Raw genomic sequence first — 18,960 nt, 5'->3', positions numbered from 1 at the left:
GGTGCCTTCCGGGGCTCGAGAGCAGCCTGGCGGCCAGGTGGTGAAAGCCAACGCGTAAGCGCGTTCAGCGTCAAGTGTTCCGGTTAACGAGATCGCAACAGCAATCACACGGAACATCCGGCGGGGTCAGGTCCGTCGGCCGGGGCGGGCTCGTCGGCCGGCGGTCCCCAAGTGCGGGAGAACAGGCCGCACTTGCCAGTCCACCTGGTCGGCCGGCGACAGCTCGGGCTTCGTGAAAGAAGCCGCCGACGAGCCTGCGCACTGTGCGGTCCGTGGCAACGAGCGCTCGACGATGGTGCTTTGGCCAATTCCTCTGCCATCAGCGCGAGTACGTTGCACTGACGGGCCGTCGCTCTCCGCGGCCGCCCTGGACCTGGACCCGGGCATCCCGATGCTGCTTTTCGGCTCCGCGGTGTCCGTCAACGGCCCCGATGGGCTCTCCCAACGGCCCCGATGGGCTCCGCCAACGGCGTTCACGCCTCGGTCGGCCGGTACGAGTAGTGGCCCAGGAACATCTCCACCCCGTGTGCGATCAGTCGGTCGGTGAGGTCCGTGCTGGGTTCCGTGCCGTATGTGCTGAAGACCAGGTGCGGGAAGAGCAGGAGTGAGTAGAGCTGGATGATGGCCACTTCGATGTCGGGGATCGTGAGTCGGCCCTTGGCGACGAGTTGTTCCAGGGCGCCGGCCATGGCGGGGTGGTGGCCTGCGGGGGCCTGGTGCTGCCAGGCGGCGCCGAGGTCGGGGAAGCGGTGCAGCTCGCGGGCGACGAGGTTGCGCATGGCCAGGACGTCGGGGTTCTCGCGGACTGCCCTGACCCAGGCGTGGGCCGCCTCGGTGAGGGCCTTGCGCAGGTCGTCGGTGTCGGCGAGCTGATCCATGGCGGGCACCAGGGTGCCGCCGAGCGGGGCGTCCAGCGCGTCGGCGATGACGGCGGTGAACAGCGCTTCCTTGCTGCCGAAGTGGTTGTAGACGGTCACCTTGGACACGCCTGCCTGCGCGGCGATGAGGTCCATGCCGGCCGAGAAGCCCTCCTTGAGGAACGTCTCGCGTGCGGCCTTGATGATCGCCGCCCGCTTCTGTTCGGCGCGCGCTCCGGAAGGGGGGCGCTTGGCGCCGGCCGCTGCCTCGTGGTTCATGACCGTATCCTAGCTCCAACTGAACTGAACGGTTGAGTTCAGTTCGAATGAACTGTACTGTTCAGTTCATGACTCATGTACCGGAAACCTCTCATCCTGATCCGCACCAGCAGGGGCGCACGCACGGAGCCGGCGTGCCGGCCGAGCATCCGCAGCGGTGGCGGCTGCTGGCCCTGCTCTGCCTCGCCCAGTTCATGCTGATCGCGGATGTGACCGTGATCAACGTCGCCCTTCCGACGATCGGTGAGGACCTCGGCCTCGACGGCTCGGGGCTCACCTGGGTCGTCACCGCGTACACCCTGTTCTTCGGCAGCCTGCTGCTGCTCGGCGGGCGGCTCGCGGACGCGGTCGGCAAGCTGCGTGCCTTCCTTGCCGGGCTGACCGTGTTCACCGCCGCGTCCATCGCCTCCGGGCTCGCGGTCGGCGGCGAGATGCTGATCGTCGCGCGCTCGGCACAGGGTGTCGGCGCGGCGCTGATGTCGCCGGCCGCGATGGCCCTCGTCACGGCCCTGTTCCACGGGCCCGACCGCAACAAGGCCCTCGGCGTCTGGGCCGCGATCGGCGGCGCCGGATCCGCCGTGGGAGTACTGCTGGGCGGCGTGTTCGTCTCCGGGCCCGGCTGGGAGTGGGTGTTCTTCATCAACGTGCCGGTCGGGCTGGTCGCGCTCCTCGGCGTGCCGGCGCTGCTCGGCAACTCCCGTGACCTGGTGGCTCCTTCAGGCGCGGGTGGCTCGCTCGACCTGCCGGGTGCGCTCACCCTCACGGCCGCGCCGGGCCTGCTCATCTACGGACTGGTCCAGGCCCGCGACCACGGCTTCGACGCGCCGGGAGCCTGGCTGCCGCTGCTCGGTGCCCTGCTGTCGGCGGTCGCCTTCGTGGTGGTCGAGCGCCGGGTGCGCGAACCGCTCGTACGGCTCGCGATCTTCGCGCGGCGCACGCTCGTCGGTGGGAGCGTGGTCATGCTGGCCGCGTCCGGGCTGCTCATCGCGAGCTTCTTCCTCAGCTCGTTCTACGTCCAACACGTCCTCGGATTCAGCGCGTTGAAGACGGGGCTCGTCTTCCTGCCGGTCGCCGTCGCCATCACACTCGGGGCGCACGCGGCCTCTCACCTCGTGGCTCGGCTGGGCTGGCGTCCCGTGGGCGTGGTCGCCTTCGCGCTCACCGCTGTCGGTGCCGCCCTGCTGACCCGCCTCGATGCGGACAGCGACGTGTGGACGGACCTCGTGCCCGGGTTCGCGCTGTTGTCGCTCGCCCTCGGTACCGCCTTCGTCTGCGCCACGACGGCCGCGATGAACGGGCTGCCGCACCAGGACATGGGCCTGGCCTCCGGTCTGGTGAGTACCTCGCACGAACTCGGCGCTGCGCTCGGCGTCGCCGTGATCTCGACCATCGCCGGGGCGAGCCTGGAGGGCGGTGGCGGTGGCGGTGGCGCGGGTGTGGGTGCGGGTGTGGCGGGAACGGGCGGTTTCGACAACGCCTTCACCGCGTGCGCGATCATCGCCGCCGTGGTTGCCGCCGTGGGTGCGCTGCTGTTGCCCGCGGGGCGGCCGGATCCGGCGCAAGGGCCGGTCATGGCCCACTGACGGGCCGGTGGACAGCTGTGCCCTCAAGGGAGAGAGCCGTCACCCCGCCAGTGCGTCCAGGACAGGGCCGCCTGCGAGGCCGAGTCCGAGGGAGACCGCGGTGGCCGCGTACGCGACGACGCGGGCCGCGCGGTCACCCTCGACAGGCCCCGGCGCCCCGGTCCGGGAGACCGCGGGCACGATCCAGCGCAGGTAGTAGAAGAGCGAGGCCACGGTGTTCGCGGCGGCCAGGGCGGCGAGCCAGGCGTAGTCGCCGTCGAACGCGGCGCTGAACGCCTCGAGTTTGCCGAGGAAGACCGCTGTCGGCGGAGTGCCGACCAGCCCCAGGAGACAGACGACCAGACTCGCGGCGAGCAGCGGACGTGCTGCCGCCAGTCCTCGGTAGTCGTCCAGGGTCCGCGCACGCGGAAGGGCACAGACGACGGCGAAGGCGCCGAGGTTGGTGACCGTGTACGCGGCGAGGTAGTACAGCAGCGCCTGTTGGGCGAGGTCAGATCGTCCGGCGACGGCCACCGGCATGAGCAGGTAACCGACCTGGCTGATCGTCGAGTAGGCGAGCAGCCGCTTGACGTCCTGCTGGAAGAACGCGCCGAGGTTGCCGAGCGTCATGGACGCGGCAGCGAGGACGGAGACCAGCGCGGGCCAGGGCAGCGTGCTGTCCGCGAAGACCGACTCACCGAGCCGGAAGAGCGCGGCGAGTGCTCCGATCTTCGGAATGGTCGTGAGGAGAGCGGCCACCGGAGGGCTGCTGCCCTGCACGGCGTCGGGCACCCAGAAGTGCGCGGGCACGGCGCCGGCCTTGAACAGCACGCCCGCCAGCAGCCCGATCGCCCCGGTGGCCAGCAGTGCCTCGGGCGCGTCGCGGAAGGCGTCCCCGAGCATCGGGTAGCCGGTGCCGCGCCCGGCGGCGTACAGGACGGTGATCCCGGTCAGCAGGAGTACGCCGAGCAGGGCGCCGATCACGTAGTACTTCAGGGCGGCTTCGGTGCCCGGCCCGTCCTTGCGGAATCCCGCGAGGGTATAGGCGGGGATGCTCGCCAGCAGGTACGCGGCGGCGAGCAGGAGCAGGTCCTGTGCTCCGGCCATCATCAGCGCGCCCAGGGCGGCCAGTTGCAGCAGGACGTAGAACTCGCTCTCCCGCGGGTCCCCGCGCAGGGGGCCGAAGGAGAGGGCGAGGACGAGGAGCGTGCCGCCGAGGACCACGATCCGGGACGTACTCGTCACCGGGTCGACGGTGAAGGCGTCGCCGAACGCGGTCGTGGCGGGCTCGGCGGCGGCCACCGAGGCGGCGACGATCCCCGCCGCGCACGCGAGGGCCGCCAGCAGTCCGACGGCCCACTGCCGGGCGCGCGGCAGCCAGGAGCCGAGCAGCAGTCCGAGCACGGCGGACGCGGCGAGCAGGACCTCGGGCAGGAGGTCGAGCGGGTTCTCGTTCATCTCGGTCATCGGGCCAGCAGCTCCAGGACGGACCGGGAGGCCGGCTCGATGACGTCGAGCAGGAAGCGTGGTGCCACACCGAGGACGACGGCCAGGACGAGCAGGGGTACGACGGCCAGGGCCTCGTGCGTGCGGATGTCGGGGAACACGCGGGGCGTGCCCGGCGCGTCCGGGAGGCGCAGTGGCCCGGTGAGCACCTGCCGCAGCGCGCGCAGGAACAGTCCGGCCGTGAGCAGGATGCCGAGCACCGAGAGTGCTGTGGCCACGGGTCGTGGACCGAGGCTGCCCGTGAAGATCTGGAACTCGGCGATGAAGCCGGAGAACCCGGGCAGCCCGAGGGAGGCGAAGGCCGCGACGCCGGTCAGGGCCGCGAAGGCCGGGGCCGCGGCGGCGAGTCCGGAGTAGGCGGCCATGTCGTACGTCCGTCCGCGCTCGTAGAGCACCCCGGCGAGCAGGAACAGCGCGCCGGTGAGCAGTCCGTGGCTGACCATCTGCGTGACCGCTCCGGTGACGGCGAGGGAGCGGGCCTGCTCGGAGCTGTCCGCCGTGGCCGCGGCGGCGCCGACCGCGAGGACGACGTAGCCCATGTGGTTCACGGACGTGTAGGCGACCATCCGCTTGAAGTCGGTCTGGGCGAGCGCGACCAGGGCCCCGTGGAGGACCGAGATGACGCCGATGACGACCAGGACGATCGCGTAGCGGCGCCAGGCCCCGGGGAGCATGGGCATGGCGATGCGGACGAAACCGTACGTGCCCATCTTCAGCAGCACCCCGGCGAGGATGGCCGAGCCGGCGGCGGGCGCCTCGACGTGGGCGGGTGGCAGCCACGTGTGGAAGGGCACCGTCGGGGTCTTCACCGCCAGGCCGACGACGACCGCGAGGAGCACGAGCGCGCCGTAGACGGAGCGCCCGGCGAGCGGGTTCCGCTCGGTCAGCTCCACCATGTCGAAGGTGTGCGGCGACGCGGCGAGGTACAGGCCGATGAAGCCGAGGAGCAGGGCGAGGGAACCGACGAAGGTGTAGAGGAAGAACTTCAGCGCGGCGCGGGCCGCGTGCCGGTGGCCCCAGCCCGCGATGACGAAGTACATCGCCACGATGGACAGGTCGAAGAAGACGAAGAACAGGATCAGGTCGAGGGCCGCGAACAGCCCCAGGCAGGTGGTCTCCAGGAAGAGGAACAGCGCGGCGAATTCGCGGACACGGCGGTTCTCGCGCAGTGAGTACAGCGCGCAGGCCAGGAAGAGCAGGCAGGTGAGGGCGAGCAGCGGCAGGGAGAGCCCGTCGACGCCGACGTGGTAGCCGACGCCGGCGCTCGGGATCCAGCGGGCGCGTTCCTCGTACTGCATGCCGCCGCCGGAGTCGTACCCGGCCCACAGGGCGACGACCAGAGCGAGCTCGGCGGCGGACACCGCCACCCAGACGGCGCGGAACACCGCCGGCGTCGTACGGCGGGGGAGTGCGAACAGCAGCAGCGCGACGGCCGTGGGCGCGAAGACGAGGGCGGTCAACAAGGGGTCACCTCACGAGGACGAGCACGACGGCGAGGACGGTGAAGGCGGCGACGGCCTGGGCGAGGTACTGGTGCAGTTGGCCGGTCTGCGGGAGGCGGGACCAGCGGCCGAGCGCGCGGGTGCCGGCGGCGAGGGCGGTGACCGTCCCGTCGAGGGCACGCTCCACGACGCCGTCCGTCCAGCGGGCGAACCGTAGGGCCGCCGCGGCCGAACCGTCGACGGCCCGGTCCAGGACCCGGTCGTCGAACGCGGCCGCCACGTGCGCGAGCCGCATCGCGGGGGTGACCAGGAGGATGTGCGCGGCGCGCTCCAGGTGCAGCCAGTCCGCGAGGGCGGACTTCGCCCGCTCGGGCAGGGGCAGCGGATGGGCTCCCCAGGCCCACGTGGCGAGGGCGGCCACGAGCGCGAGAGCTCCGGAGAGCACGAACTCCCAAGCGAGTGGGTCCGGTTGGGTGGGATGGGCGAGTACGCGGCCGACGCTGTCACGGAGGGGAGGCAACGCCAACGGCGTCAGTGCGACGCACGCGAGGGCCAGCAGGAGCAGGGGCGGCACCGCACCACCCGGGATGCGGCGGGCGTCGGGCCGTGGCATTGCGCGCTGCCACACGTACCAGAGGGCCTTGGCGCTGTAGACCGCGGACAGGAGGGCGGCGGCCAGCCCGGCGGTGTACAGCCAGGGGCTGCGCTCCAGGGCTCCCGCCAGCAGTACGTCCTTGGCGGCCCACAGCGAGAGCGGCGGGAGCCCGGCCAGGGAGAGCGCGGCCACGGTGAAGGCCACGCCGACGGTCCGGCTGTGGCGGGCGGCGCCGAGCAGCTCGGGGAGCCGCTGCGTACCCAGTGCCGTGAGCCAGGCGCCCGCGGCGAGGAAGAGCAGGCTCTTCGCCGCCGCGTGGGCGATGAGTTGGAGGGTGCCGCCGGAAGTCGCGTCGGCACCGGCGGCCAGCACCATGAAGCCGATCTGCGCGCAACTCGACGCCGCCAGCAGCTGCTTGAGGTCGGTCTGTGCCACGGCGACGAGCCCGAGGCAGAGCGCGGTGGCGGCGCCGGTCCACGCGACGACGTCGTCGCCCCAGCCGGAGGCGTCCAGGAGCGGTCCGGTGCGCAGCAGCAGGTATGCCCCCGCGACGACCATCGTCGCCGAGTGCAGCAGCGCGGAGACCGGGCTCGGTCCCTGCATGGCCTTCGACAGCCAGAAGCTGAAGGGCAGTTGGGCGGACTTACCCAGGGCGGCGACGATGATGCCCGCGGTGACGAAGGACAGCCACGGGTCGGCGGCGCGTGCCAGGCCGTCCAGCGAGAGGGTCGGGTCCTGGCCGCTCGCGAGGGCCGCGCCCGCCGCCAGATACAGACCGAGGTCCGCGGTACGGGTGGTGAGGAACGCGGTGTCGGCCGCGCTCGTACGCTCCGGGTCCCGCCACCAGTAGCCGATCAGCGCCCATGAGGTGGCACCCATGACCTCCCAGCCCATGAGCAGGACCGGCAGGGTCGCGGCGGTCACCGTGGCGAGCATGCTCCCGGCGAACAGCAGCATCAGGCCGAAGAAGCGCGCCCGGGCCTCGTCGGCGCCGAACTCCGCCGCGCTGAAGAGGAGTACGGCCAGGGTGACGGCGGTGACCGTGATCACCAGTACCCCCGACAGGCCGTCCACGGCGAACCGCATCGGCAGTCCGTCGAGGAACGGCGCCCGTACGGCCGGGTGCCGCAAGGCCGCGGCGATCGCGAGACCCAGGGCGGCGGCGGTTACGGCGAGAGCCACGGCCGGCGCCGCGCGATCGGCCCGACGCCCCACGCCGAGCAGCAGCACCCCGGTGCCGAGCGGCAGGGCGACCAGCGCCCACAGCAGGGTGCTCACTCCTTCAACTCCGCCGCCATGTCGGTCATGTCGATCTCGCGCGACCGGAACAGGGCGGTGACCACGGCGAACCCGATCGCCATCTCCAGAGCCATGGCCGTGACCGCGAGGACGATCAGCACCTGCCCGTCGGCCGCCGCCGGAGCGACGTAGTGCCAGACGGCCCCGGCGCCCAGGATGACCCCGCCCAGCATCAGTTCGAGGCCCATCATCAGCATCACGATCGACTGCTGCGTGAGTGCTCCGAAGAGCCCGACGCAGAACAGCGCGGCGGCGAGCAGGAGAAACAGTTCCAGAGTCACCGGCCGACACCGCCTCGTACGGGATCGTCCGCGCGCCGCGCCCGCAGGTCGTCGCCGAGCCGGTCGTACCGTCCCCGGCGGGTGGCCAGCACCACGGTCGCGACGATCGTCGCGAACAGGGCCATGCCCAGCGTCATCATGGTCAGCATCTGCGGACCCATGAGGGACATGCCGAGGTCCATGGTCGGATCGGCCGACGCCTTTCCGCGCCGGGCGGGCCAGGGCGCGAACAGGATCCCGGCGGCGAGGAGCAGGAAGACGAGGCCGCAGACGACGGCCGCGCCCTTCTTGTTGTGCATCATCGTCATGGGCATCAGCCCGGCCGGATTCATCATGTACATCACCATGAAGACCGCCATGATGGCCATCTCGATCGTCATCATCAGCACGATGACGATCCCCAGGTAGTCCAGCCCCAGCAGCACGACCAGACCGCCCACGCACAGCAGCGAGGTCAACAGGGAGAACGTCGCCCGGGCCATGGAGTCGAAGCGGAACACCATCACGCCGCTGACGACCGCGAGGACGGCAAGCATCCAGAACACCGCGACATCCATTTACGTACGACACCTCGCTCTCGTCATCGGCCTCATCGGCTTCATGGCCTCATCGGCTTCATGTGCTCCATCTGCTTCATCGATTCAGGACTACGACGGCCACGACCAGCGCCTGCAGGATGGCCAGCGGGGTCAACACGACCCAGGCCAGCTCCAGGTAGCGCTCCATGCGCAGGGTCGGCACCCGGCGCCGGGCCCAGACCAGGAAGACCAGGACGGCCGCCGTCTTGAGGACGGTCCACGCCCAGCCGGGCAGCAGCGGCCCGTGCCCGCCGCCGAGGAAGAGCGGCACGCTGAACGCCGCCGCCACGACCAGCAGCAGCCACCGGCCACCGAGGAACAGCACCCGGTCCGTTCCTGACAACTCGGAGGCCGCGCCACCGGCCACGTCCTGTCCGACGGGCTGGTCGAACGGCCCCCAGAACGCCATCGCCATGGCACTGAGCAGATAGATCCCGAAGGCCGCCGGCATCCACACCGCGAACCACAACCCGGCCTGGGCATCGACGACTTCGCCCACCCTCAGCGACTCCGCACCCAGCGCGGCCGTGGTGATCGCGAGCATGTGCGGCAGCTCGTACGCCAGCCCCTGCGCCAGGAACCGGTACCCGCCGATCAGCGACAGCGCCGAGTTCGGCCCCCAGCCCGCCAGCCACACCGCCGCCCAGGCCAACGCCTCCATCGCGTTGAACCAGACGATCCCCTCCGGCAGATCGCTCACCGACCGGAAGCCGAGCGGCAGGACGACGGCGGCCAGTACGGCGGCGACAGGCAGGAGAGCCGCTCCGATGCGGGCCAGCGGTACGTCGGACGCCCGGGTCCGCCGCGGCTGTTGCACGAGCTGCCGCAGTACCGTGCGACCGGGCCCGGTCGCCCGTACCGCCGCCTCACGCAGGGACTCCGGCCGACCGTTCCGCGCGCCGGCCGCGAGTACGGCATCCAGGCCCGCCGTCACCAGAGCGACCGCGATCAGCAGCGAAGGCAGGACGAAGACCGCCCACAGCGGGGTGCGTTCAGCCATGGGGCGCCGCCCCCGCCGCCGGAACGTACGCCGGCTCGTCGAGGTCCGGGTCCAGGCTCGCGACGATGATCCGCGCGCACGCGAACTCGGTGCCTTCCAGCAGGCCGGGCAGTGCGTCGAGGAGCGGTCGGGAGGGCGGCGGCGCCGACCTGTCGATTCGCCCGCGCGGGCCGATGGCTTCTGCCTGGTCCAGGGTGCCGGCGTCGTCACAGGCGGCCGCACTCCGCCCGACCGCGTCGAGCCACACGAGCATCCGGCTGTGCGCGTCCCCGTCGGCGACCAGGGCGGGACCGGTGATCCCGAGATGCGCCGCGTGCTCGGCAGCCAGCGGCCCCAGCCCGGCGGTCAGCCATCGCAGGGACCGTGATCTCTCGGCCCGACGGATCAATGGGCGGGTGAGAGCCGAGAGTTCGGCGGCGTCCGCCCCTGCCAGTGAGCTGTCCCGTACGTGCCGGGCACGGGCGGCCATGTCTGCCCACCCCGCCACGGCGAAGAACCTGCCCAGACTGTCCAGGTGCGCCGCGCACAGCCGCCGCGCCGCATCGCCGCGGGTCACCCGCTCGCCCTCGACGGCACGGATCCAGGGCTCGCTCCAGAAGGGCGGACGCGGGGACGCGGGAGCCATCGACTCCGCCGACTCGACACCGACCTGCTGGATGACATCGCCCTGCAGCACCAGACGCAGGACCAGCCCCGCGGGCCAGTCGGCGAGGCCGGGGCCGAGCGGCACGTGCAGCCGGTCGAGCCTCAGCCCGTCCCTGTCATCGGCGCGATCCGCCATGGGCAGCCCGGCCACGACGCCGCCCATGTCGTGGCCGGCGTGCCCACCGTGCCCGGCGTCGTGGCCACCGTGGCCACCGTGCGCGTCGTGGCCACCGTGCCCGGCGTGCGTGTCGTGGCCACCGTGGCCACCGTGCGCGTCGTGGCCACCGTGCCCGTCGTGCGTGTCGTGCCCCTCGTGCCCACCGTGCCCGCCGTGTGATTCGTGTTCGTGGTGGCCGCCGTCCTCAGGGTGCTGGTCGTGCTCGCCGTCCATGTGGTGTTGGTCGTGTCCGTGCGACGCGTGCCCCTCGTGCTCGCCGTCCATGTGGTGCTGGTCGTCGTGTGATGCGTGTTCCTCGTGTCCGCCGTGGCCCTCGCTCAAATGGGTCTCGTGATCGCGCCGGTGAGGCATTCCGTCCCGGAGTGCGGCCAGCCCTTGATCGAGGACCGTGGCGACCTGGTCGGCGTTCGTGAGCAGCGCCCGTGCCTTGGGTGCCGACATGGCCTGCCAGAGATTCATGACCCAGTCCGGGTCCTCCGCGTGGCCGGGGTTCAGGACCACGAGGAGATCGGCCTCCGCGGGCGTGCTCGCGGTCGGCCACTCACGCCGGACGAGCTCCGCTTCGAGGGCCAGCCGTTCGCGCGTGGCTCCGGGGGACACCGCGAGCAGAACTCCCGGACGGGACAGGGCCGTTCTCGCGACCCGACGTCTCAGCTCCATCGGAACGCCCCCTCCCGCCAGGCGTATCCGACGCCTGCCAGCAGGATGCCGAGGAAGAGGAACATCTCGACGACCGCGGACGTACCCACCGCCGAGACGACCTTCGTCCACGGATACATGAAGAGCATCTCCATGTCGAAGGCGAGGAAGACCATCGTGACCGGATACCAGCGGACGTGGAACCGGGACAGCGCGTGCTCCCGCGGTTCCAGCCCTCCGCCGAACGGCCCGGTGTCCAGCGGCTCCCGGACCGCGCGTATGGCGAAGGAGAGAGCGTGGAGCAGTACGACGGCTCCGGCAACCAGCACCAGGAGGGCCAGGACCGGCTCCCAGTCCGATGTCTGCACGGGTCCCCTTCCATGAATCGTTCTCCACCGCCGGCACGCGAGGGATCATGTCAGTCCGTGGACGGTTACGGCATCCTCCAAAAGTCGCGCGGCGCGCAGCTCACTTGAAGGACCGCAGCCGCAGGCTGTTGGTCACCACGAACACCGACGAGAAGGCCATCGCCGCCCCCGCGATCATCGGGTTGAGCATGCCGAACGCGGCGAGCGGCAGCGCGGCGACGTTGTAGCCGAAGGCCCAGAACAGGTTGCCCTTGATGGTGGCCAGGGTCCTGCGGGACAGACGGATCGCGTCGGCGGCCACCCGCAGGTCACCGCGTACCAGGGTCAGGTCGCCGGCCTCGATCGCCGCGTCGGTGCCCGTGCCCATCGCCAGGCCCAGGTCGGCGGTGGCGAGGGCGGCCGCGTCGTTGACGCCGTCGCCGACCATGGCGACCGCACGGCCCTCGCTCTGCAGTCGCTTGACCACGTCGACCTTGTCCTGGGGCAGGACCTCGGCGATCACTTCGTCGATGCCGACGGCCCTGGCGACCGACTCGGCGACGAGCTGGTTGTCGCCGGTCAGCAGGACGGGCTTCAGCCCCAGCCTGCGCAGCTCGGCCACCGCTTCGGCGCTGGTCTCCTTGATCGCGTCGGCGACGGTGAGGACGCCGCGCGCTTCGCCGTCCCAGGCGACGGCGACCGCCGTACGTCCCTCGGCCTCCGCCGTGGCCTTGGCCTCGGCCAGCTCCGCCGGGAGTTCGATGGACCACTCCTCGAGGAGCTTCTCGCGCCCGACGAGGACGGCGTGTCCGTCGACGACGCCCTGGACGCCGAGGCCCGCCACGTTCTCGAAGTTCTCCGGCACCGGCAGGCTTCCGGCCCGCTCGACCGCGCCCGCCGCGATGGCCTGGGCGATCGGGTGCTCAGAGGCGTGCTCCAACGCGCCCGCCAGCCGCAGCAGTTCGGTCTCGTCCACGCCCGGTGCGGTGAAGACGTCCTGGAGCCGCATCCGGCCCGTGGTCACGGTGCCGGTCTTGTCGAGGACGACGGTGTCGACGCGGCGAGTGGACTCCAGTACCTCGGGGCCCTTGATGAGGATGCCGAGCTGGGCGCCGCGCCCGGTGCCGACCATCAGCGCCGTCGGTGTGGCCAGGCCCAGTGCGCAGGGGCAGGCGATGATCAGGACGGCGATGGCGGCGGTGAAGGCGGACACGGTGTCGCCAGTGGCCCCGAGCCAGGCCCCGAAGGTCGCGACCGCGATGAAGAGGACCACCGGCACGAAGATCCCGGAGATCCGGTCGGCGAGGCGCTGCACCTCGGCCTTGCCGTTCTGCGCGTCCTCGACCAGCTTCGCCATCCGCGCGAGCTGGGTGTCCGTGCCGATGCGGGTCGCCTCGACGACGAGCCGCCCCCCGGCGTTCACGGTCGCGCCGGTCACGGCGTCCCCGACGCTCACGTCCACCGGCACCGACTCGCCGGTCAGCATGGCGGCGTCCACCGCCGAGGAACCCTCGACGACGGTGCCGTCAGTCGCGATCTTCTCCCCGGGCCGTACGACGAAGTGGTCACCGACGGCCAACTGGCCGACCGGGATGCGTACTTCTTTGCCGCCGCGCAGCACCGAGACGTCCTTGGCGCCCAACTCCATGAGCGCCCGCAGCGCCGCGCCCGACTTCCTCTTGGCGCGCGCCTCCAGATAGCGCCCGGCGAGGATGAACGCGGTCACACCGGCCGCGGCCTCCAGGTAAATGGAGGAGGCGCCGTCCCCACGGGAGACGGTGAACTCGAAGCCGTGGCGCATACCCGGCATCCCGGCGTCTCCCCAGAACAGCGCCCACACCGACCAGCCGAGCGCCGCGAGCGTGCCGATCGACACCAGGGTGTCCATGGTCGCGGCGCCGTGCCGGGCGTTGGTGAACGCCGCCTCGTGGAAGGGGAACGCGCCCCAGACGACGACCGGAGCCGCCAGAGTGAGCGACAGCCACTGCCAGTTCTCGAACTGCAGCGCGGGCACCATCGCCATCAGGACGACCGGCACGGTCAGCACCAGCGACACGTACAGACGCTCGCGTAGGGACAGCAGCTCGCCGTCCGCGGCCGGAGCGGTCCGAGCCTCGCCCTCGTCTCCCGTGTCCGACGGGGGCGGGGGCGGCTCCTCGGCGGTGTAGCCGGTCTTCTCGACCGTCGCGATGAGGTCACCGACCTCGACGCCTGCCGGGAACGAGACCTTCGCCTTCTCGGTGGCGTAGTTGACGGTCGCGGTCACGCCCTCCATGCGGTTGAGCTTCTTCTCGATGCGGGCGGCGCACGAGGCGCAGGTCATGCCGCCGATGGAGAGCTCGACCTCGGAGGCCGGCGCGGACGCCGTGCCGGGGAGGGTCTTTTCGGGAGCCGTGCTGGTCATGCGTATCTCCAGGGGGAGGCCGGGACGTACGGCGTCCGTATCAGCGGAGCGGTACGTCCCGGCGCGGGAGGAATTCGCTTGTCCGGGGCCGCCCTGGCCCCGAAGGGCTCGTCAGGCCTTGCCGACGAGCTCGTAGCCGGCCTCGTCGACGGCGGCGCGAACGGCCTCCTCGTCGAGCGGGGCGGCGGAGCTGACGGTCACCTCACCGGTGTCGGCGACGGCCTTGACCGCGGTGACGCCGTCCAGCGCGGAGATCTCCTGGGAGACCGCGCCCTCGCAATGGCCGCAGGTCATGCCGGACACCTTGTAGACCGTGGTGACGCCGGCGACGCCGACGCCCTGGACGTCGACCGTGCCGTCGGAGCCGCAGGAGTGAGAGCCGCAGCAGGAGCCGGATGTCGTCTCGGTGGTCATGGCTACTTCCTCAGGTGTGGATGCGTGGGTCGTTCTTCGGGAGGGTGTGGTTCCCTGGCCTCCCTGAGACGTCAACACTATACCCCCTAGGGGTATTCCCGTCACCTGTGGCGCCGCTCACATGGCCCGTCCGGCGAATCCTTCCGTCGTCAACCCGCTTAGTGGTGGCCGCCGCTCACGCGGCCCTCACGCAAGCCTCACACGGCCATCATCAGCAGCATCGCGGACATGGTCCCGCCCATGCCGATGTGGGCCGCCAGGGCCGCGTCCGGGGCGGCTCCGAGTTTGCGGCGCCGCCCGTGGCCGGTCCGCTGTGCGCTTCGCGTCCTGTCCCACACCAAGATCGTCAATGACGCCAGGAAGACGAACACCGTGTCCGGCATGGCGAGCAACCAGCGGCCCCAGCCGACCCCGGAGTCCGCACTCCGGCCGCCCCCGCCGGCGCCCCGGATCCTGGCCCACACGGAGGCGCCGATCGACAGCACGAAGTACACGGCGAGCCCCACGATCAGGAGCCGCCACAGGGAGGCGGACCCCGCGGAAGCGCCGGCGTCGGCCGCGGCGTGCGTCATGCCGGGCATGTCCGTCCCGTGCCCGGACCCCATACCCTCCATGGACCCCATTCCCTCCATGGACTCCATGCCCCCCATGGGCTCCATGCCGGCCATCTCGTGAGAGTCCGTCGTGTCCGTCGTGCTCGCGGTGCTCTCCATGCCCGGCATGTGCGCCATGGAGGAATGGCCCAGGGCGAGTACCGGTCCGGACGACGTACTCGTCATGGCGAGCGTCATGATCACCATGCCCGCGCTGCCGACGATCAGGTGCACCCAGTGTCGGCCGTGCCTCCACCCTCGCGTGCGGGTGTGCTTGACGGCCATCGCCACGCCTCCGAGCCCGAGGAGGGCGAACACCCCCGACCACCACATGCCGTAATGCGCGTACCAGGCGACCGTCGCCGGCAGGGCCATGGCGACCATGCACAGGCCCATCAGGAGATCGCCTCCGGCCACGAACCGGGGTTCACCGCTGGTGGTCACCACTCGTACCGCGCTGACGGCGGCCACCAGGGCGGCGACCGTCGCGATGGCCCAACTGAGCGCCAGAGTTCCCATCTTCACCTCTTCCGCACGTCTCTCGGGTGGTCAACTGCTAGTGCCCTTAGTACGTGGTGAGGTTGGTGAGTGTTCAGGATCGGCGGGCCCCTTTTACCCCCACGGGGTATGATCAGATCAGTGGTCCGAATCAGGATTCGGGTTCGGGGCCGGGGTCCGGCAAGAGCACGGCACAGGTGGAGCGCATGGCGATTGGGTCGGCTACCGGCGGCGGCACAACCGTCCGCTGGGTGTACGGGGTGCTGCTCACCCTGTGCGTCACGCTGGCCGTGCTCGTCCACCACGAGACGTTCGCGATGGACTCCTCCTCGATGGCGAGCGCGGTGCACGCCACTCACGCGATGCCTGACGAGACGGCACCGACGGCCTCGCACGACTCCTCGCACAGTGCCGATGACGACGGCGGGTGCGCCACGCCCTGGATGCAGCACTGCGCCACGGCGGGCGTCGACTCCGTGCAGCTCGCTCCACCCGCCCAGGCCGCGTTCGATCCGCCGGCGGACCTGCGGCAGGCCGTGGTCGCACGCGCACCCGGTGCCACGGTCGGCCGAGCCCCGCCCGATCTGTCGGTCCTTTCTCAACTGCGTATATAGGCCGCGCCGGACGGCGCGCGATGTGCCGTCCCTCCGCGACCACATCGGCAGTGACGAGAACTGAGGACACAAACCATGAACAGCATCAACCGTCGCCACGCCCTGCTCGCGGGGCTGGGAATCGCCGGCGCGGGCGCACTCGCGGCGTGCAGCCCCGGCTCCGGCTCCGGTTCCGGCAACAGCGCCCTGGTCGGCCCCTCGGGCTCGGCGGTCGCCGCCGCCGAGAAGAAGCGGACCAGTACCGGACGGCAGCAGAAACTCACCCTGACCGCGGCGCCCGCCATGATCGACCTGGGTGGCGGCGTCATGCCCAGGACCTGGGCCTTCGACGGCCGTGCCCCGGGCAAGGAGGTCCGCCTGTCCGTCGGCGACACCCTCGTCGCCGAGCTGACCAACCAGCTCCCGGACAAGACCTCGACCTCGATCCACTGGCACGGCATCGCCCTGCGCGACGACATGGACGGCGTGCCGCCCACCACCCAGGCCGCCGTCCGGGCCGGCTCCACCTTCACGTACAGGTTCATCGCCGACGCCCCGGGCACGTACTTCTTCCACCCGCACGTCGGTGTCCAGCTCGACCGCGGCCTTTACGCCCCGCTGATCGTCGAGGACCCCAAGGAGACCCTCGACTACGACGACGAGTGGGTCGTCCTCCTCGACGACTGGGTCGACGGCGTCACCGGCACCCCCGACGAGGTCTTCGCCGAGCTGAAGCAGGGCATGGGCGGCATGGGCATGGACGGCATGGAAGACATGGGCGGCATGTCGATGAAGTTCATGCTCATGGGTGCCGAGAGCGACCTGCTCGGCGGCGACGCCGGCGATGTCAAGTACCCGTACCACCTGGTCAACGGCCGGGTGGCGACCGACCCGAACGTCTACTCGGGCAAGCCCGGCAAGAAGGTACGGCTGCGGATCATCAACGCCGGGGGAGACACGGCCTACCGGGTGGCCCTCGGCGGCCACAAGCTGACCATCACGCACACCGACGGCTTCCCGGTCCGGCACCAGGAAGTGGATGCCCTGCTGGTCGGCATGGGCGAGCGTTACGACGTCCTCGTCACCCTGGCCGACGGGGTCTTCCCGCTCGTCGCCCTGGCCGAGGGCAAGAACGCGAACGGCCTCGCCCTGGTGCGTACAGGCTCGGGGAGCGCCCCGAAGGCGACGGTCCGCCCGAAGGAACTCGACGGCGTGATCATGACGGCCTCGCAGTTGCGAGCGGCCGACGGCGTGCGCCTGACGTCCGCCAAGACCGACGTCACGCACCGGATCAAGCTGACCGGAGGTATGCACAAGTACAACTGGGGCATCAACGGTACGCCGTTCGACATGAACGACCCCGACGCCCACCCGATCCTCGTCGAGGAGGGACAGCGCGTACGGCTGGACTTCGTCAACGACACCGACATGTGGCACCCCATGCACCTGCACGGCCACACGTACCAACTCGGGGCCTCGGGCCCGCGCAAGGACACCGCGATCGTGCTGCCCAAGAGGAAGCTGTCCGTCTTCTTCGACGCGGACAACCCGGGCCAGTGGATGCTGCACTGCCACAACGCGTATCACGGCGAGGCCGGGATGATGGCGAACGTGGCCTACCGCGAGAACTAGTGTCGCGACAGGCAACGTTCGCCCCGTCGCGGCGCCCGGCACGCTCCCCCACTGCTTAGAGCTCCGGACAAACGTTGCCTGCCGCGGCACTAGTGGGCCGAGCGCCCCGTGTGATGGCCGTCATGCGCATGCCGACGCGCCGGCTTCCGGTCGTCCGGTACGGCACCTCCTTGACGCAGTCCGGACAGGGTGACCGTGACCAGGCGGTCGGCCGCCGCGTCGGAGGGCAGAGCGGCCGCCGCCGTGAGGGCGTGCAGGCAGTACGTCGCGAGTTCGTCGGGCGCGACATCGCCGCGGAAGTCCCCGGTCCGCACGCCTGCGGCCAGCAGATCGCGGATCATGTCGTGGAGCTGCCGCTGGGCGTCGGCCACCCGCTCGTCCCGATGAAGGAGCGCCGCGAGTTCGGTGCCATGGTGCCCGCCGGAATGGCGCGAGATGTGGGCGAACGACCTGAGGACCGCCTCCAGCCGGTCGCCGGCCCCGTCGGTCCGGTCCCGGATCTCCGCCAACTGTCCCAGGTGCTCGGTGATCTGACGGTCGTGCCAGGCGAACAGGATCGCCTCGACGTCCGGGAAGTACTTGTAGAGCGTGGCCCGCCCGATGCCGGCCTGCTCGGCGATCTGCGACATCGTCACCGACCGTACGCCGTGTTCGGCGGCCAGCTCCGCGGTGGAGTTCAGGATCGCGTCGCGCACGGCGCGGCGGTGCGCCTCGATCGTCTCGTCCCACAGCTTCGGCACCAGGTCAGTGTACGCGGTGGCGTTGTCGATACACCCTGCTTGACGTCGTAGACACTATGTCTCGTAAAATGGGGATCGCGCGGCATCGCGCACCACCCCGCACCGTGAGGGACACGCACATGGCCGACTCGCCCACTCGCCCCGACGACGCCGGTCATGGACCGGCTTCCGCGGCGCATCCCGGCATGCCGCGCTGGGCCAAGACCCTCGCGATCACCGCCGTCGCAGCCCTGCTCGTGGCGTTGGTGCTCATGCACACGCTCGGCGGCGGCATGGCCGGCCACTGATCGCGATGACCATGAACCCTCGCCTCCGCAGGCTCGCGCTCACCGCGCATGTCACCTCGTCGGTCGGCTGGCTCGGTGCCGTCGCCGTCTTCCTCGCCCTCGCCATCGCGGGGCTGACCAGTGAGAGTGCTCAGACAGTTCGTGGCGCCTACCTGGCGATGGAGGTGACGGGCTGGTTCGTCCTGGTCCCGCTGAGCTTCGCCTCACTGCTCACGGGCCTCGTCCAGTCGCTGGGGAGCGCATGGGGTCTGTTCCGCCACTACTGGGTGCTGTTCAAGCTGCTGATCAACGTCGTCGCCACCGTTCTCCTGCTCGTGCACATGCAGGTGATCGGCCATGTCGCCGACGCCGCGGCCGATGCGAGCCTGTCCGGTGGTGACCTCTTCGGGATGAGGGTCCAGCTGCTGGCCGATGCCGCCGCGGCGCTGCTGATACTGGTGGTCGCGGTCACGCTGTCGGTGTACAAGCCGAAGGGGCTGACCCGCTACGGGTGGCGCAGGCAGCGGGAGTCGCGAGCGGGGCAGCAACCGGCGGCCGTCCGGAATGACCGGGCGGCTGGCCTGGGCGCGCGCTAAGCGGGTACGAGCGGCG

18 protein-coding genes are annotated in these 18,960 nt (G+C 70.9%); 5 read left to right on the top strand and 13 right to left on the bottom strand.

Annotated features, from left to right (window positions below; genetic code table 11):
* Window positions 1-473: 473 nt before the first annotated feature.
* Window positions 474-1,136: a TetR/AcrR family transcriptional regulator gene (locus tag ACFYO2_RS02945; protein ID WP_388343129.1), complete on the bottom strand. Its 663-nt coding sequence runs from the start codon at window positions 1,134-1,136 to the stop codon at window positions 474-476.
* Window positions 1,137-1,204: 68 nt separating this feature from the next.
* Between ACFYO2_RS02945 and ACFYO2_RS02940 the strand changes: the two genes are divergently transcribed.
* The gene (locus tag ACFYO2_RS02940; protein ID WP_388343126.1) at window positions 1,205-2,719 is read left to right on the top strand and encodes an MFS transporter; all 1,515 of its coding nucleotides are present in this window, start codon (window positions 1,205-1,207) and stop codon (window positions 2,717-2,719) included.
* Between the two features lie 39 nt (window positions 2,720-2,758).
* Here ACFYO2_RS02940 and ACFYO2_RS02935 read toward each other — a convergent pair whose 3' ends face one another.
* The 11 genes from ACFYO2_RS02935 to ACFYO2_RS02885 all read right to left on the bottom strand — a co-directional run bounded on the left by ACFYO2_RS02935 (window position 2,759) and on the right by ACFYO2_RS02885 (window position 15,138).
* Window positions 2,759-4,165, bottom strand: coding sequence for an NADH-quinone oxidoreductase subunit N (locus tag ACFYO2_RS02935; RefSeq protein ID WP_388343123.1), 1,407 nt, complete (start codon window positions 4,163-4,165; stop codon window positions 2,759-2,761).
* On the bottom strand, window positions 4,162-5,667 hold the full coding sequence (locus tag ACFYO2_RS02930; protein ID WP_388343121.1) for a NuoM family protein: 1,506 nt from the start codon (window positions 5,665-5,667) through the stop codon (window positions 4,162-4,164). The genes ACFYO2_RS02935 and ACFYO2_RS02930 overlap by 4 nt, the downstream gene beginning before the upstream one ends.
* A 4-nt stretch (window positions 5,668-5,671) precedes the next feature.
* Window positions 5,672-7,519, bottom strand: a complete 1,848-nt coding sequence (locus ACFYO2_RS02925; protein WP_388343118.1) for an NADH-quinone oxidoreductase subunit L — start codon at window positions 7,517-7,519, stop codon at window positions 5,672-5,674.
* Window positions 7,516-7,821 carry an NADH-quinone oxidoreductase subunit NuoK gene (locus ACFYO2_RS02920; RefSeq protein WP_388343115.1) on the bottom strand — a complete coding sequence of 102 codons (306 nt, stop codon included), beginning with the start codon at window positions 7,819-7,821 and terminating at the stop codon, window positions 7,516-7,518. Before ACFYO2_RS02920 ends, ACFYO2_RS02925 begins: the two co-directional genes overlap by 4 nt.
* Window positions 7,818-8,378, bottom strand: a complete 561-nt coding sequence (locus ACFYO2_RS02915; RefSeq protein ID WP_388343112.1) for an NADH-quinone oxidoreductase subunit J — start codon at window positions 8,376-8,378, stop codon at window positions 7,818-7,820. Before ACFYO2_RS02915 ends, ACFYO2_RS02920 begins: the two co-directional genes overlap by 4 nt.
* 76 nt (window positions 8,379-8,454) lie before the next feature.
* A complete protein-coding gene (locus tag ACFYO2_RS02910) occupies window positions 8,455-9,399 on the bottom strand; it encodes an NADH-quinone oxidoreductase subunit H (protein WP_388343109.1) in 945 nt (314 codons plus the stop codon).
* Window positions 9,392-10,882 (bottom strand): hypothetical protein, encoded by a 1,491-nt coding sequence (locus ACFYO2_RS02905; protein ID WP_388343107.1) that lies wholly within the window; start codon window positions 10,880-10,882, stop codon window positions 9,392-9,394. The genes ACFYO2_RS02910 and ACFYO2_RS02905 overlap by 8 nt, the downstream gene beginning before the upstream one ends.
* A complete protein-coding gene (locus ACFYO2_RS02900; RefSeq protein WP_388343104.1) occupies window positions 10,873-11,229 on the bottom strand; it encodes an NADH-quinone oxidoreductase subunit A in 357 nt (118 codons plus the stop codon). Before ACFYO2_RS02900 ends, ACFYO2_RS02905 begins: the two co-directional genes overlap by 10 nt.
* A 100-nt stretch (window positions 11,230-11,329) precedes the next feature.
* Window positions 11,330-13,612, bottom strand: coding sequence for a heavy metal translocating P-type ATPase (locus ACFYO2_RS02895; RefSeq protein WP_388343101.1), 2,283 nt, complete (start codon window positions 13,610-13,612; stop codon window positions 11,330-11,332).
* Window positions 13,613-13,723: 111 nt separating this feature from the next.
* Complete coding sequence (locus ACFYO2_RS02890) at window positions 13,724-14,026, bottom strand: heavy-metal-associated domain-containing protein (RefSeq protein ID WP_388343098.1); 303 nt, start codon at window positions 14,024-14,026, stop codon at window positions 13,724-13,726.
* Between the two features lie 197 nt (window positions 14,027-14,223).
* Window positions 14,224-15,138, bottom strand: coding sequence for a DUF5134 domain-containing protein (locus ACFYO2_RS02885; protein WP_388343095.1), 915 nt, complete (start codon window positions 15,136-15,138; stop codon window positions 14,224-14,226).
* 185 nt (window positions 15,139-15,323) lie between these two features.
* Here ACFYO2_RS02885 and ACFYO2_RS02880 point away from each other — a divergent pair, with 185 nt between their 5' ends.
* Window positions 15,324-15,731 carry a DUF6153 family protein gene (locus tag ACFYO2_RS02880; RefSeq protein ID WP_388343092.1) on the top strand — a complete coding sequence of 136 codons (408 nt, stop codon included), beginning with the start codon at window positions 15,324-15,326 and terminating at the stop codon, window positions 15,729-15,731.
* 75 nt (window positions 15,732-15,806) lie between these two features.
* On the top strand, window positions 15,807-17,342 hold the full coding sequence (locus ACFYO2_RS02875; protein ID WP_388343089.1) for a multicopper oxidase family protein: 1,536 nt from the start codon (window positions 15,807-15,809) through the stop codon (window positions 17,340-17,342).
* A gap of 89 nt (window positions 17,343-17,431) precedes the next feature.
* On the opposite strand, the gene ACFYO2_RS02870 is transcribed toward ACFYO2_RS02875, so the two are convergent.
* The gene (locus tag ACFYO2_RS02870) at window positions 17,432-18,082 is read right to left on the bottom strand and encodes a TetR/AcrR family transcriptional regulator (protein ID WP_388343087.1); all 651 of its coding nucleotides are present in this window, start codon (window positions 18,080-18,082) and stop codon (window positions 17,432-17,434) included.
* A gap of 119 nt (window positions 18,083-18,201) precedes the next feature.
* Here ACFYO2_RS02870 and ACFYO2_RS02865 point away from each other — a divergent pair, with 119 nt between their 5' ends.
* Together ACFYO2_RS02865 and ACFYO2_RS02860 are read left to right on the top strand one after the other, a co-directional pair.
* Window positions 18,202-18,369, top strand: a complete 168-nt coding sequence (locus ACFYO2_RS02865; RefSeq protein WP_388343084.1) for a hypothetical protein — start codon at window positions 18,202-18,204, stop codon at window positions 18,367-18,369.
* A 5-nt stretch (window positions 18,370-18,374) separates the two neighbouring features.
* Complete coding sequence (locus ACFYO2_RS02860; RefSeq protein ID WP_388343081.1) at window positions 18,375-18,944, top strand: hypothetical protein; 570 nt, start codon at window positions 18,375-18,377, stop codon at window positions 18,942-18,944.
* The last annotated feature ends 16 nt before the right edge of the window (window positions 18,945-18,960 follow it).

The sequence above is a fragment of the Streptomyces sp. NPDC006602 genome (assembly GCF_042870385.1).
Taxonomy (GTDB): Bacteria; Actinomycetota; Actinomycetes; order Streptomycetales; family Streptomycetaceae; genus Streptomyces.
Note: the sequence above shows the minus strand (reverse complement) of the source record. Positions and strands in the feature narration are given on the sequence as shown.

What these genes read in the sequence shown, in the direction of transcription:
- ACFYO2_RS02945 (WP_388343129.1), bottom strand. Translation starts at nt 1,136, where the DNA reads ATGAACCACGAGGCAGCGGCCGGCGCCAAGCGCCCCCCTTCCGGAGCG.
- ACFYO2_RS02940 (WP_388343126.1), top strand. Translation starts at nt 1,205, where the DNA reads ATGACTCATGTACCGGAAACCTCTCATCCTGATCCGCACCAGCAGGGG.
- ACFYO2_RS02935 (WP_388343123.1), bottom strand. Translation starts at nt 4,165, where the DNA reads ATGACCGAGATGAACGAGAACCCGCTCGACCTCCTGCCCGAGGTCCTG.
- ACFYO2_RS02915 (WP_388343112.1), bottom strand. Translation starts at nt 8,378, where the DNA reads ATGGATGTCGCGGTGTTCTGGATGCTTGCCGTCCTCGCGGTCGTCAGC.
- ACFYO2_RS02910 (WP_388343109.1), bottom strand. Translation starts at nt 9,399, where the DNA reads ATGGCTGAACGCACCCCGCTGTGGGCGGTCTTCGTCCTGCCTTCGCTG.
- ACFYO2_RS02905 (WP_388343107.1), bottom strand. Translation starts at nt 10,882, where the DNA reads ATGGAGCTGAGACGTCGGGTCGCGAGAACGGCCCTGTCCCGTCCGGGA.
- ACFYO2_RS02895 (WP_388343101.1), bottom strand. Translation starts at nt 13,612, where the DNA reads ATGACCAGCACGGCTCCCGAAAAGACCCTCCCCGGCACGGCGTCCGCG.
- ACFYO2_RS02890 (WP_388343098.1), bottom strand. Translation starts at nt 14,026, where the DNA reads ATGACCACCGAGACGACATCCGGCTCCTGCTGCGGCTCTCACTCCTGC.
- ACFYO2_RS02885 (WP_388343095.1), bottom strand. Translation starts at nt 15,138, where the DNA reads ATGGGAACTCTGGCGCTCAGTTGGGCCATCGCGACGGTCGCCGCCCTG.
- ACFYO2_RS02880 (WP_388343092.1), top strand. Translation starts at nt 15,324, where the DNA reads ATGGCGATTGGGTCGGCTACCGGCGGCGGCACAACCGTCCGCTGGGTG.
- ACFYO2_RS02875 (WP_388343089.1), top strand. Translation starts at nt 15,807, where the DNA reads ATGAACAGCATCAACCGTCGCCACGCCCTGCTCGCGGGGCTGGGAATC.
- ACFYO2_RS02865 (WP_388343084.1), top strand. Translation starts at nt 18,202, where the DNA reads ATGGCCGACTCGCCCACTCGCCCCGACGACGCCGGTCATGGACCGGCT.
- ACFYO2_RS02860 (WP_388343081.1), top strand. Translation starts at nt 18,375, where the DNA reads ATGACCATGAACCCTCGCCTCCGCAGGCTCGCGCTCACCGCGCATGTC.